Source organism: Dietzia sp. IBK-p2-16D, assembly GCF_057773085.1.
The window spans coordinates 264,368-276,545 of the sequence record NZ_JBYMTL010000004.1; the positions used below are offsets into that span (position 1 = coordinate 264,368).

At 72.1% G+C, this 12,178-nt stretch carries 13 protein-coding genes; 3 read left to right on the top strand and 10 right to left on the bottom strand.

The features are described from left to right. Nucleotides 1-7 precede the first annotated feature (7 nt). Nucleotides 8-1,501, top strand: coding sequence for a glutamine synthetase beta-grasp domain-containing protein (locus AC3DE3_RS11040; protein ID WP_488369990.1), 1,494 nt, complete (start codon nt 8-10; stop codon nt 1,499-1,501). Nucleotides 1,502-1,519: 18 nt separating this feature from the next. Here the strand turns inward: AC3DE3_RS11040 and AC3DE3_RS11045 are convergent, their stop codons facing one another. The 3 genes from AC3DE3_RS11045 to AC3DE3_RS11055 all read right to left on the bottom strand — a co-directional run bounded on the left by AC3DE3_RS11045 (nt 1,520) and on the right by AC3DE3_RS11055 (nt 3,329). Then, entirely contained in the window at nt 1,520-2,248 is a 729-nt protein-coding gene (locus AC3DE3_RS11045) for a Fic/DOC family protein (protein ID WP_488369991.1), read from the bottom strand. Between the two features lie 15 nt (nt 2,249-2,263). Then, nucleotides 2,264-2,452: an antitoxin VbhA family protein gene (locus AC3DE3_RS11050; RefSeq protein ID WP_260486517.1), complete on the bottom strand. Its 189-nt coding sequence runs from the start codon at nt 2,450-2,452 to the stop codon at nt 2,264-2,266. A gap of 112 nt (nt 2,453-2,564) precedes the next feature. Then, nucleotides 2,565-3,329 carry a phosphatase PAP2 family protein gene (locus AC3DE3_RS11055; protein ID WP_488369992.1) on the bottom strand — a complete coding sequence of 255 codons (765 nt, stop codon included), beginning with the start codon at nt 3,327-3,329 and terminating at the stop codon, nt 2,565-2,567. 201 nt (nt 3,330-3,530) lie between these two features. On the opposite strand from AC3DE3_RS11055, the gene AC3DE3_RS11060 reads away from it, so the two are divergent. Then, nucleotides 3,531-4,439, top strand: coding sequence for an acyl-[acyl-carrier-protein] thioesterase (locus AC3DE3_RS11060; protein WP_488369993.1), 909 nt, complete (start codon nt 3,531-3,533; stop codon nt 4,437-4,439). Here AC3DE3_RS11060 and bioD read toward each other — a convergent pair. The 4 genes from bioD to bioB all read right to left on the bottom strand — a co-directional run bounded on the left by bioD (nt 4,417) and on the right by bioB (nt 9,002). Next, nucleotides 4,417-5,265 (bottom strand): ATP-dependent dethiobiotin synthetase BioD, encoded by an 849-nt coding sequence (bioD, locus tag AC3DE3_RS11065; RefSeq protein ID WP_488369995.1) that lies wholly within the window; start codon nt 5,263-5,265, stop codon nt 4,417-4,419. The genes AC3DE3_RS11060 and bioD overlap by 23 nt on opposite strands. Next, nucleotides 5,262-6,446: an 8-amino-7-oxononanoate synthase gene (locus tag AC3DE3_RS11070; RefSeq protein ID WP_260486521.1), complete on the bottom strand. Its 1,185-nt coding sequence runs from the start codon at nt 6,444-6,446 to the stop codon at nt 5,262-5,264. Before AC3DE3_RS11070 ends, bioD begins: the two co-directional genes overlap by 4 nt. Next, the gene (locus AC3DE3_RS11075) at nt 6,443-7,771 is read right to left on the bottom strand and encodes an adenosylmethionine--8-amino-7-oxononanoate transaminase (RefSeq protein ID WP_488370045.1); all 1,329 of its coding nucleotides are present in this window, start codon (nt 7,769-7,771) and stop codon (nt 6,443-6,445) included. Before AC3DE3_RS11075 ends, AC3DE3_RS11070 begins: the two co-directional genes overlap by 4 nt. A gap of 97 nt (nt 7,772-7,868) precedes the next feature. Further along, nucleotides 7,869-9,002, bottom strand: a complete 1,134-nt coding sequence (gene bioB, locus AC3DE3_RS11080) for a biotin synthase BioB (protein ID WP_260486522.1) — start codon at nt 9,000-9,002, stop codon at nt 7,869-7,871. 105 nt (nt 9,003-9,107) lie between these two features. On the opposite strand from bioB, the gene AC3DE3_RS11085 reads away from it, so the two are divergent. Further along, on the top strand, nt 9,108-9,644 hold the full coding sequence (locus tag AC3DE3_RS11085; RefSeq protein ID WP_488369996.1) for a TetR family transcriptional regulator: 537 nt from the start codon (nt 9,108-9,110) through the stop codon (nt 9,642-9,644). A gap of 102 nt (nt 9,645-9,746) precedes the next feature. Here the strand turns inward: AC3DE3_RS11085 and AC3DE3_RS11090 are convergent, their stop codons facing one another. The 3 genes from AC3DE3_RS11090 to AC3DE3_RS11100 all read right to left on the bottom strand — a co-directional run bounded on the left by AC3DE3_RS11090 (nt 9,747) and on the right by AC3DE3_RS11100 (nt 11,898). Continuing rightward, nucleotides 9,747-10,316 carry a CAP domain-containing protein gene (locus AC3DE3_RS11090; RefSeq protein WP_488369997.1) on the bottom strand — a complete coding sequence of 190 codons (570 nt, stop codon included), beginning with the start codon at nt 10,314-10,316 and terminating at the stop codon, nt 9,747-9,749. A 160-nt stretch (nt 10,317-10,476) separates the two neighbouring features. Continuing rightward, nucleotides 10,477-11,127, bottom strand: a complete 651-nt coding sequence (locus AC3DE3_RS11095) for a CAP domain-containing protein (protein ID WP_488369998.1) — start codon at nt 11,125-11,127, stop codon at nt 10,477-10,479. Between the two features lie 237 nt (nt 11,128-11,364). Beyond that, nucleotides 11,365-11,898: a CAP domain-containing protein gene (locus AC3DE3_RS11100; RefSeq protein ID WP_260486526.1), complete on the bottom strand. Its 534-nt coding sequence runs from the start codon at nt 11,896-11,898 to the stop codon at nt 11,365-11,367. Between the last annotated feature and the right edge of the window lie 280 nt (nt 11,899-12,178).

Below are 12,178 nucleotides of genomic sequence, written 5' to 3' on the forward strand. Positions count from 1 at the left end.
ACGGGGCATGGCCATCGACTCGCTCGAACCGCACCCGCTCGTCCGCCTGCTCGGCACGCCCTCGGCCGACTTCACCGCCGCCGACCTCGTCCGGGCCGCCGAACAGCTGGAGCTGAGCCAGGTCAACTTGCGCTACGTCGGCGGCGACGGCCGGCTCAAGACCCTCGCCTTCCCCATCAACTCGCGCGAGCACCTGCACGAGGTGCTCACCCGCGGCGAGCGGGTGGACGGCTCGAGCGTCTTCCCCGGCACCGACACCGAGGCCAGTGACGTCTACATCGTCCCGCGCCACCGCACCGCCTTCCTCAACCCCTTCGGGAAACGCACCTCACTCGACGTGCTCTGCTCGTTCTACGCACCCGACGGCACGCCGCTGCCCTACGCGCGCGAGCAGGTCGTGCGCCGCGCCGCCGAGATGCTGACGCGGGAGACCGGCATGACCCTCGAGGCGTTCGGTGAGCTGGAGTACTACCTCGCCGCCGAGCCCGAGCCGATCTACCCCGTCGAGTCCGAACGCGGCTACCAGGAGTCGGCGCCCTTCTCCAAGCACGAGCGGGTCCGCGAGCAGGTGCTGGGGCACCTGCGCGAGATGGGGGTCGCGATGAAGTACGTCCACGGCGAGGTCGGCAACATTCTGGAAGACGACCGACAGCTGGTCCAGCACGAGATCGAACTCCAGCCCGTCCCCCTGGAGCAGGCCGCGGACGCCATCGTCCTGACCAAGTGGGTGGTGCGTCAGGTCGCCTACGCCCACGGCCTCGAGGCGACCTTCGCCCCGCTGGTGAGCGGCGACGGCGCGGGCAACGGCCTGCACATCCACAGCCGCCTGGTGCGCGACGGCGCCAACGTCATCGTCGATGACGCCGGCATCACCGACACCGCGCGCAGGCTGATCGCCGGCTACCTCTCGGCCGCCCGGGCACTGTCCGCGTTCGGCAACACCGTCCCCACCTCCTACCTGCGGTTCGCCGAGGGCGACGAGTCGCCCGAGGTCATCTGCTGGGGGATGCAGGACCGGACCGGCCTGGTCCGGGTCCCGTTGGTCTGGGGCGGCAACGTGCTGGCCGACATGGTCGCCCACGCCAACCCCGGTAGCACCGAGCCGATCCCCGAGCCCGGCACGCACCCCCAGACCGTCGAGTTCCGGCTCGGCGACGGTTCAGCCGACGTGCACCTGCTCCTGGCGGGGATGGCCGTGGCGGCCAGGCGCGGGCTCGACGACCCGGGCAGCCTGGAGCAGGCCGAGCGCCTCGACGCCGCTGACGGCGAGGACTTCGAGTCCCTGCCCACCTCGTGCGCGGAAGCGGCCGACGTGCTGGAGGCCGAGCGGGAGATGTTCGAGGCCGATGGTGTGTTCCCCGCCGCGCTCCTCGACTCGGTGCTCGCGGGGCTACGCGGTGATGACGGCGACGACGATGACGACGACGACGAGGTGGGCGACTCCGGAAACGGCGACGCAGACCGGGTGGAGCTCATCCGCCGTCACTGGCACGTCGGCTGAACCGGGGCGGGAGCGGCACTACGCGAGAGGACGTCCGGGCTTCGGTGCGGGCCGCCCGTAGGGGGTGGTGGCTCCCGACTTGTGGTGATCACGCATGGCGCGGAAGTGTTCGGACGACTCGAGTAGCGAGCGGTTGCCCAGAGTGGTGGCCAGGCCACCATCGGCGAGTTCCGCGGCCGGGTGGACGGCGTGCCTGAGCTGGTCGGCGAGATAATCCGGCCGGCCGTAGATCGACATGTGCCGCGCGGCGTGGGCCGCTGAGGCGTCGATCGCGGCCCAGTCGACGGCCCACCCGGCGTGACGGTACATCTGATCGAAGAAGACGCGTTGCGTGCGACTGTTCCCGTCGCGGAACGGATGCACGAGCGTGAGCTCGGACCAGTGCGAGGCGATGGTGTCGGTGGCCGCGTCGGGATCGGTGGTGCTGGGTGGCCGGGTGGCGATCTGGTGGAAGACCCGGTCGAGTTCATCCTGCAGGAACTGCGGTCGGGCGTGCGGGATGCCGAGGGCCCGGGTGTCGACGGTGCGCAGTTCGCCGGCCCAGTCGAAGATGTCCTGCAGGATGTAGCGGTGGATCGCGCGGAGGTACTCGAAGTCGAATCGCCCCTCCAGCGGGCTGAGCTCCAGTTCCACGACCCGGAAGAAGGCGAGGTCACGCTCGTACTCCGTGAGCTCGGCGGGGTCGGTGATGCCCAGCCGGTTACGCAGAACCCCCGAGGGCTCCTTGTACGGATCTCGGGGGTTCATGCGAGGCGGGCAGGGTCAGGGAGCGGTGCGCTCACGCACCGCGGCGCGGATCTCGGAGAGAGCCTGATCGCGGGTGAGAAGTCCGTCGGCGAACCGGCGGGTGATCTCGACGGCCTCGGCCGACGGCTCCATGCCTGCCATGCGGTGGCCGGCGACGGCTCCTGCTAGTGCCTGGTCGGTGGTCGGGCGGATACGGGTGGACAAACAGTCCTCCTTGCGTCGACGTGCAGTCGATTCTACCTGCTCAGTGGCACTAGAGGGGCATCTGTGACTCGAACTGTGCGGCGAGACCGCCCCGGTGATGGGGGGCCGGGACTCAGCGCTCCCGACGGCGTGTTCGGGCGAGCCGGTCGGTGCCGCCCCGCCGGTGGTGCCACGCCTCGATGCGATCCAGGACCACGATGACCACCGCGACCCACAGCACCGATACGCACCAGCCAGCGATCACGTCGCTCGGGTAGTGGACTCCCAGGTACATCCGCGAGACCCCGACGGCGAGCACGTACACCGCCCCCGCGACCACGGCCCTCCACCTCCACCGCGTTTGCCAGACCAGGACCACCAGCACCGCCGCGAGCGCCATGCTGGCCATCGCATGGCCGCTCGGGAACGAGTGGGAGTTCTCCGTGACGAGGTGTTCCCAGAAATCGGGGCGGGACCGCTGGAAGACCGATTTAAGCGCGGTGTTGAGAAGTGTCGATCCGACGACCGCCGCCGCCAGCAGCGTGGCGTTCCGCCGGGAGCCGCGGAACCATAGCGCCACCGCCGCTCCGGTCGCCGCCACCGGGACAACGACGATCCCCCCGAGCTGCGTCACCGCCTCCATTACCGCCGTGAGCCGGGGGGTCGACACCGAGTGGAGCCACAGCATCACCGGTCGGTCGAAGGGGAAGATCTCCTGCTCGGCCACATCCTCCGCGAGCAGGACGAAGAACAGGAGTGGGACGAAGAAGGCGATCCCGGCCACCGCGAGAGCCGACAGCGATCTGCGCGCCAGGCTCCGGCCGACGAGGTTCTTGTCCCGGTCGGTCCCCCGGTCGGCCACCGGCTCGACTTCTGGGCCGGTGTTGTCAGACGTCACGCCGACCAGCCTAGGGAGGTTCACTGAGAACACTCGGATCGGACGAGCCCGGATCGGCGCGAGCGATCGCTCCCGCCACGGCCCGTTGATCGGTACTGTGCTCCCACCACCGCCCGAGCTCACCCGCACAGCGGTCCGCCGCCCTGTGTGCCCGGTGGCCGGCGAGCTGTGGTTTTCGACGGTGTGGAAGGGGTCCCTCTAATGGACGATCTCGGTCGCGGTGCGTCGATGCGCGCCCTTGAACCGCCGCCCTCGCCGGAGGCGGGATTCTCCACTCGCCGTCGGGTACGAACGGGCGATGTCGATCCCCAGCGCAGGCTCCGGCTGGACAGCGTCGCCCGCTACCTCCAGGACATCGCCGTGGACAACCTCGACGCCACCGGTCATGCCCGGACCGACCCGTTCTGGATCGTGCGCCGAACCGTGATCGACGTGATCGAACCGATCTCGTGGCCGGCCACCGTCGGACTCCAGCGGTGGTGCTCCGGCCTGTCCAGCCGGTGGGCGAACATGCGCGTGCGGCTGACCGTCGAGGACTCCGAGGACCCTGGGGACCCCGACGGCATGCCAGCACCCGGCACCGCGGCACCCGGCCCCCCGACTCCCCGAGGCGGGCTGGTGGAGACCGAGGCGTTCTGGATCAACGTCACCGCGGCCGGGTTGCCCGCCCGGATCAGCGACTCCGGCATGGCCAGCCTGGCCGGCACCACCGACATCCACCGCCTCCGGTGGGCCGGCCTGACGCAGGACTGCCCACCTGAGCGGCCCGGCGAGCCGCAGGACAGGCCGCACCTCCTGCGCAGCACCGACTTCGACCCGCTGCAGCATGTCAACAACGCCGCGTATCTGGCGGTGGTCGAAGACGAGCTCCAGCAGCACGCTGACCTGCTGCAGCGCCGTCACCGGGTCGTCATCGAGTACCTCCGCCCCGTGACACCGGGGGCGACGATGACCGTCCGCCGCCGACGCGCGGGGGACCTGCTCGAGCTGTGGTTGATGGTCGACGGCGTCGTTGCTGCCGCCGTCCTCGTCACCCCGATCCCCGACGCCTCCGCCAGCCCCGCCTCCGCCAGTACCACCGCCTCCGTCAGGTACCGGCCGCAGGAGTGACCTCCGCGCTGGGGGCGTCCCGCCGGAGGGCGGTCACCGGCCCCGACTCGAACCACCCCGGTGCGCGCCGCCCGAACTCGTCCGGCGACAGCGCCCCGGCACCCGCGGGCACCCGGCCGAGCACCGGAACCCCGGTCAGGCGGGGTAGATCCTCGAGGTTGCACCGCTCGGCGAGGTCCGGGTCGGCCGGCCAGGACCCGATGACGATCCCCGCGCACCGCAGACCCGCCGCCTCGATCGCGCGGACCGTGAGCTCGGTGTCCGACAGCGTGCCCAGTCCGGCCCTCGCGACCACGATGACCGGGGCGTCGAGTGACCGGGCGAGGTCGAGGACGGTGAGGCCGGTACCGAGCCGGACGAGCACCCCGCCGGCGCCCTCGACCAGATCCAGGCGCCCCCGTGCAGGTCCGGAGGTCCCCGCGGAGTCGGGCGCGGAGTCGGGCGCCGACCCACCACTGGCGCGGAGCCACGCGCGGATCGGATCGATCAACTCGGGAAGAGTGGACTGCGGCAGGCCGGCGACGCGGGCGGCGGTCTCGGGCGCCAGCGGATCGGGCAGCCGACGGACCTCCATCACCCGCCGCACCCCGGACAGGCGCGCGGCCTCGTGGGCGTCGCCCGGTTCGCCCGGGCCCAGCCCCGTCTGGATCGGCTTGCAGATCCCCACGTCCAGGTCCTCCGACCGGCCGAGGGCGGCCAGCGCGGCGGTGGCGACGGTCTTGCCCACGTCGGTGCCGGTACCGGTGATGATGACCGGCGCCGGGGCGGGCGGGATCGCGGCGTCGGGCGAGGCGGGCGGGGACGCGGAGCCGGACGAGGTGGTCATGCGCGGGCCCCCTCGAGCCGCGCGGCCGCGCCAACCGGGTGCCCGTGCTCGGCCAACACCTGCGCGAGCACGTCGCAGGCGCGGGCCAGGTCGGCGTCGGAGAGGTCCGCCCGGGCGGTGAGGCGCAACCGCGCGGTGCCCTCGGGAACCGACGGCGGCCGGAAGCACCCCACGCGGACGCCCAGCTCGAGGCACCGCGAGGCCGCGGAGACCGCGCGGGCGGGATCGCCCAGAACCACCGACACCACCGCCGACCGCGGCTGCTCGGCGCCGGTCACCGCGGCGAGGTGCTCGGCGACCTCCACGACGCGCGAGGCGAGCTCGGGGTCGCGCCGCAGGACGCCGAGCGCAGCGCGGGCCGCGCCCACCGCGGAAGGGGCGAGTCCGGTGTCAAAGATGAAGGTGCGGGCACTGCTGATGAGGTGCTCGCGCACCCGCTCCGAGGTCAGCACCACCCCGCCCTGCGACCCGAGTGCCTTGGACAGGGTCGCCGTGACCACCACGTCCTCGTGCCCGCTGAGCCCCAGCTCCTGCACGAGTCCCCGGCCGCCGTAGCCGCGCACGCCGAGGCCGTGGGCCTCGTCGACCAGCAGGACGGCGCCGTGCGCGCGGCTCGCCCCGTGCAGCGCGAGCAGGGGAGCCAACTCGCCGTCGGCGCTGTACACCGAGTCGGTGACGACCAGCGCGCGCTCCTCGGTGCGCCCGGCCAAAGCCCGGGCCACGGCGGCGACGTCACCCCGGTCGACGACGACGACTCGGGCCCTCGACAGGCGGCACGCGTCCACGAGTGAGGCGTGGGAGCCGCCGTCGGAGACGATGAGCGATCCCCGCCCGGACAGCGCCACCACGGCCCCGAGGTTGGCGGTGTACCCGGACGAGAACACGAGCGCAGCGGGCGTGTGGCAGAACTCGGCGAGCTCGGCCTCCAACGCCTGATGATCCTGGGTAGTGCCCGTGACCAGCCTCGATCCCGTCGCGCCCGCACCCCAGCGGCGCGTCGCGGACACGGCCGCGTCCACGACCTCGGGGTGCCGGCCCAGGCCCAGGTAGTCGTTGGACGCGAGGTCGATCACGCCGTCATCAGCCGCGCGCGGGGACAGCACCCGCCGGACGTGGCGGGCGGTCCGGTCGGCGGCGGCGTCGTCGAGCCAGTCCAACGCGGGGGAGTTGCGCCCGGTCATCGGCCCGCCCCCGCCCCCGCCGCCGCAGCCCCGGCTGCTGCTCTCGCTCCGGACACCGCCGCCGCACAGATCCGGTCGATCTCGTCATCTGTAGAGGCATAGGGCGGCATCGTGTAGATGAGATCCCGGAAGGGGCGTAGCCACACGCCGTGGGAGGTGATCGCTGTTGTCGTCGTCGTCATCTCCACCGGCTCGGCCACCTGGATCACCCCGATCGCCCCCAGTACCCGCACGTCCACCACGCCGGGTACGTCGAGCGCGGACGCCAGCCCGTGGCGCAGGCGCGCCTCGATGCGCGGCACATCGCGCCGCCACCCGCCGCCGGCCACCAGATCCAACGACGCGCACGCCACCGCGCACGCCAACGGATTGCCCATGAAGGTCGGCCCGTGCGCCAGGCCCCCCGCCTCGCCGGCGCTGATGACCTCGGCCACCCGGTCGGTGGTGAGGGTCGCGGCGAGTGTGAGATACCCGCCGGTCAGGGCCTTGCCCACGCACATCACGTCCGGGGCGACGCCCGCGTGGTCGGCCGCCCACAGCTCGCCCGTGCGGCCGAAGCCGGTGGCGATCTCGTCAAAGATGAGCAGCGTGCCCGTCTCGTCGGCCAGCCGGCGCAGGTCACGCAGGTAGTCGGGATGGTGGAAGCGCATCCCGCCCGCGCCCTGGACCACCGGCTCCACGATGATCCCTGCCAGCTCGCCCGAGTGCCCGCGGATCACCCGCTCGAGCTCGGCGACGTAGTCAGCGCAGTAGTCGGCGGGCGGCTGCGGCGCGAACACCTGCTCGGCCACCACGCCGCGCCACATCGAGTGCATGCCGCCGTCGGGGTCGCACACACTCATCGGGGAAAGCGTGTCACCGTGGTAGCCGCCGCGCCACGTGGCCAACCGCGTGCGCTCGGGACGACCGAGCGAGCGCTGGTACTGGATGGCCATCTTCGCAGCCACCTCTACGGACACAGAGCCCGAGTCGGCGATGAACACCTTGTTCAGCTCGCCCGGCGCCATCCGCGCGAGCCGGCTCGCCAGCTCGACGGCCGGGGCGTGCGTGAGCCCGCCGAACATCACGTGGCTCATCGTGTCGACCTGACGGTGCGCGGCGGCGTCGAGGTGCGGGTGCCGGTAGCCGTGGATCGCCGCCCACCACGAGCTCATGCCGTCGATGAGCTCGCGCCCGTCCGCCAGCCGCAGCCGGACGCCCTCGGCGGCGACGACCGGCAGCGGCGGCGTGCTCGCCGGGAACCCGCCGTAGGGGTGCCAGACGTGCTCGGCGTCGGCGGCCAACAGTGCGGCGGTGGCGGCCTGCCCGGCGTCGGCGGCGAGCATCGCGGCGGCGTCAGGCGGGGTCGGGGTGGCGGTGAGGCCGACGGGGGTGGCGGCGACGAGGTCCTCGACACCGGGAGAGTGAACCGAGGCGGACATGTCAGGCGTTCGCGGGCTCGCTGGTGCCGGCCCCGCGGGTGCGGATGGCCACCTTCTTCTCCCGCCCGGCGACGGTGGCAGGCGCGGCCGGGCCGGCGGCGGGGGAGGCCTCGGCGGCCTCGTCCCCGTCGACCCCGGCCGGATGGTCCATCTGGAGGACCTCGAGCCCGGCGTCGGCGATCATCTGCAGGTCCTCGCCGCCGGGCTGGCCCTCGCTGGTGAGGTAGTCGCCCAGGAACAGCGAGTTGGCGACGTACAGGGCGATCCCCTGCAGGTGGCCGAGGTGGCGCTCCCGGCCGGCGGCCACGCGGATCTCCGTGTCGGGGGCGACGAAGCGGACCATCGCGAGGATGCGCAGGCAGTCGCGCGGGTTGAGGGTGTCCACGCCCTCGAGCGGGGTGCCGTCGAACGGCAGCAGGAAGTTGACCGGGATCGAGTCGACGCCCTTGGCCCGCAGATCGAAGGCGAGCTCGACGAGCTGGTCGTGCGTCTCGCCCATGCCGGCGATGAAGCCCGAGCACGCCGAGAGCCCGGCGCCGTGCGCCTGGGCGACCGTGTGCTCACGGTCGGCGTAGGTGTGGGTGGTGCAGATGTCCTCGTAGTGACTCTCGGCCGTGTTGAGGTTGTGGTTGTAGGCGTCGGCGCCGCTCGCGCACAGCTTCTCGGCCTGGCCGTCCTTCAGTGCGCCCAGGCAGGCGCACACCTCGACGCCCGGGGTGTCGGACTTGATGGCCTCGATGATGTCGGAGACCTTGCCGACCTCGCGGTTGCTGGGGCCGGTGCCGCTGGCGACCAGGCACACGCGCGAGGCGCCGGCCGCGATGCCCGCTTTGGCCGCGGTGACGGCCTCGTCGGTGTTCAGCCAGGTGTAGCGCAGGATGCCGGCGGTGGAATTGAGCCGCTGCGAGCAGTAGAAGCAGTCCTCCGGGCACAGGCCGCTCTTGAGGTTGACCAGGTAGTTGACCTTGACCTTGTTGCCGAAGTGCTCGAACCGCAGCCGGGACGCGGCCGCGACCACCTCCATGAGCTCGGCGTCCGGCGAGTCGAGTACGGCGAGGGCGTCCGCCGCGGTGACGACTCCGCCGTCGAGTACGTGATCCGCGAGCTCGTGCCAGCGGGGGGTCGTGATGGCCATGGTTCCTCCTGAACGCCGTTCACTGAACGCCGTTCAAGCTAGCCCAGCGCGCCGGACTTGTACAGCGTTCAGGAGGATGTGGTGGCAAAGGTAGGATCAGCGCTCGTGGCCCTGACTAAGACGGCGGTCGTCGACACCGCCCTGGAACTGCTCCGCGAGTCGGGGCTTCCCGGTATGTCGATGCGCACGCTGGCGACCCGACTGGGGGTCCAGCCGAGTGCGTTGTACTGGCACGTCCCGTCCAAGCAGGCCCTGCTCACGGTTGTCGCCGAGCGCATCCTCGCGACCATGGGTCCGGTCGGTGCCGGGAGGTCGGCCGCCGACGAGCTCCGCGCGGTCGGCAAGGCCCTGCGTGCGGCCGTCACGGGTGTGCCGGACGGCGCCGAGATCGTGGCACTGGGTCTGGCCGCGGGTGCGGTGAACCCGGTTGCTGAGGTGGTGAAGGCGACGTGCGCCCGCCACGGGCTTCAGGGCCGGGCGCCGGGGTTGACCACGGCCCTGACCGGGTACGTGGTGGGCCTGAGCCTCGAGGAACAGACCCACCACAACCTCACGGTCGCCGACCCCGCCACTCCGGCGGTCGAGTTCGACCCGCGCTTCCGGGAGGGGCTCGACGCGCTGCTCGCCGGCGGCCAGGCCTGACGACTCCCATCGAGAAGAGCGTCCGGCCCACGTCTGGCGAGTAGACGTGTGCCGAACGCTCTTGTCGATGGCGCTGTCCGCCCCGGGGTGGGGGCGGCGGTGTCAGTACCGGGCGAAGACCTGGGTGGCGTAGAGCTTGCCGTCCGCGGCCACCGCGGCACCGACGCCCATCGACGTGTGGCCCGGGTTGAGCAGGTTCACCCGGTGGCCGGGCGATGCCATCCACTGGTCCACCAGCTGCTGCGGGGTGGCGTGGGCGTAGTTCTGCAGGACGTTCTCGCCGTAGTGGCCCCATCCGCCGGGGATCTGCGCGCCGACGTCCGGGTTGTGGAACATCCGGTTCTGCGCGGCCTGGGTGCCGCTCCAGTTGGTGGCCACCTGGGTGAGACCGCCGTCGACGGCGAGCGGGGCGAGGCCGTGCGCGGCGCGGGCCGCGTTGGTCGCGCCCTCGAGCTGCGCGCGGTACTCGGCGGAGGCGGGATCGATCGCGGGCACCGCACCGGCGGGGGCGGGGTCGGCGAAGCCGATCGTCAGGCCCGGCAGGTGGATCTGGGGAAGCTGGATCTGCGGCGCCTGTGCCGACGCCTGCGGGGCCGCGCCCAGCGCGAGGGTGGTGGAGGCCGCAGCGACCAGGAGCAGGCCGCGCCGCAGGTGATGGAGGGCTCGGGTCACGAGAGTCGTTACCTTTCGCATGCCGCGACCCGACGTTCGGGTCGCCGGGCGCAACGGTAGGAACCGATCACCGCGTTAAGCCAGCCGTAACCACCCCGTGACCCTGGTGACCAGCCACGGAGTCGGCGTCGGCCACCCCCGCTGGACGAGCGTCCGCGAGTCAGTCGCGAGCGAAATCCTGCACCACGTGCACGGTGCCGTCCTCGGCGGTGGCCACCCCCACGCCGACTCGGACGAACTCGCCGTCCAGCATCCGCTCACGCATGCCGGTGTCGCCGAGGAGTGCCGCGAGTGCCTGCTGCGGGCTGGCGCCGGCGGGCAGTGCCAACACGGTCCGGTCGCCCGCACGGTCGGCACGGTCGGCGTCCGCGTCCGCGTCCGCGTCGGGGGCGTCGGGGTCGGCACCCACCCGGGCGTCCGCGGGGACGGTCACCTCCCCGGTCGTGGGGTCGCCGGCGGCGAGCTCCGCCGCGCGCTCGCGGGCCGAGGCCTCGAGCTCGTGGTCGGTGACGAGCCGGTCGGCGCCCACCACGAGGCGGGCCTCGTTGACCGCCGCCACCACGCTGCCCTCGAACGCCATCAGCCTGACCTCCTCCGGCAGCAGCTCGGAGGCGCCGGCAGCCGCCGGGTCGGTCACCGGGGCGGGTGCTGCTCCCGGGGTCCCCGCGGCGAGCGAGGATAGACCGGGGGTCGCGGCGAAGAACGGCAGGGCGAGCTCCAGGGAACCCTGCGCCGACGCCGTACCCGTACCGGAGGCGAGTAGGAGGGCGGCCGCCCCGGTGGCGACGGCGGAACGAAGGGGATGACGCACGCGATGGTCCTTTCCTCGGGCCGCGGCTCGCGCCGGGGCCTGCGTGTGGAGCAGGGTCCGCCGGGACAGCGTCCAAGCGGGTTCACTCCTACCTCTGTCGTCACTCTAGTCACACGCGTTACATCGGTGCGATTCGTGCGGCGGGGTACGCCTGACGACGACGACGCCCCCGCCGCCGGTGTGAACCGGGGACGGGGGAGTCGAGATGGGTGCGGCGACCGAGGAGGCCGGGGCGGGTCAGCTCAGTCGGACGAAGTTCTGGGTGGAGTACAGCTTCCGGCTGTCCGCGACCTCCAGGCCCACGCCGAGGTGGGTGTGTGCCGGGTTGAGCAGGTTGAGGCGATGCGGCAGGGAGTTCATCCACTGCTGGACGAGCGCCTCGCCGGAGGCGCCGCACCAGTTCTGCAGCACGTTCTCGCCGTAGCTGCGCCACTGGCCTGTGTAGGTCGCGGTGACCTGGGCCTTGATGTCCGGGTTGTGGTACATCCGGTCCTCGGCCGCCATCCGCTCGCTCCAGTTCTGGGCGATCCGGTCCAGGCTGTCGAGTCGCGCGACGGGAGCCACCTTGGCGGCGGCGCGCTCGCGGTTGGTGTGCTCGTGGATGTCCGAGATCACCTGGTCGACCTCGGCCGGGGTCGCCTGCTCGCAGGGGGCGGGCGCGCCCACGGTGAAGCTGAGGGACTGGGCGGCGGTGACGGGGGCGGTCAGGGCGAGGAAGGTGGCCGCAGCGGCGGCGACGGCGCCGATGCGCCGCCTGACGATGGTTCGCATTGAGGGGATTCCTGAGGGGTCGGGGGACGTCGGGAGAACATGTGGCCGAGGGAAGCCACGAACTTGAGGATAAGGTCGGTTCTTCGAGATCGCCGCATTATCAACCCCGGTCGCCGGGCGTCGCCGGTCCCGAAATCAGCAGGTCACACGACTTCTTTGCTGACTCGTCACAGAGACAACCGTCCATTAAGCGTCACGATGCCGCCCGGTCGGCGGATGGTCGTGCCCCTGATCGGCCCGCACGCCCTGATCGTCCGAGGTCGACCGGTGAGCGAAAATT

Coding starts and splice junctions, on each gene's coding strand:
- AC3DE3_RS11040 (WP_488369990.1), top strand. CDS start 8: ATGGCCATCGACTCGCTCGAACCGCACCCGCTCGTCCGCCTGCTCGGC.
- AC3DE3_RS11045 (WP_488369991.1), bottom strand. CDS start 2,248: ATGAACCCCCGAGATCCGTACAAGGAGCCCTCGGGGGTTCTGCGTAAC.
- AC3DE3_RS11060 (WP_488369993.1), top strand. CDS start 3,531: ATGGACGATCTCGGTCGCGGTGCGTCGATGCGCGCCCTTGAACCGCCG.
- bioD (WP_488369995.1), bottom strand. CDS start 5,265: ATGACCACCTCGTCCGGCTCCGCGTCCCCGCCCGCCTCGCCCGACGCC.
- AC3DE3_RS11070 (WP_260486521.1), bottom strand. CDS start 6,446: ATGACCGGGCGCAACTCCCCCGCGTTGGACTGGCTCGACGACGCCGCC.
- AC3DE3_RS11075 (WP_488370045.1), bottom strand. CDS start 7,771: ATGCTCGCCGCCGACGCCGGGCAGGCCGCCACCGCCGCACTGTTGGCC.
- bioB (WP_260486522.1), bottom strand. CDS start 9,002: ATGGCCATCACGACCCCCCGCTGGCACGAGCTCGCGGATCACGTACTC.
- AC3DE3_RS11100 (WP_260486526.1), bottom strand. CDS start 11,898: ATGCGAACCATCGTCAGGCGGCGCATCGGCGCCGTCGCCGCCGCTGCG.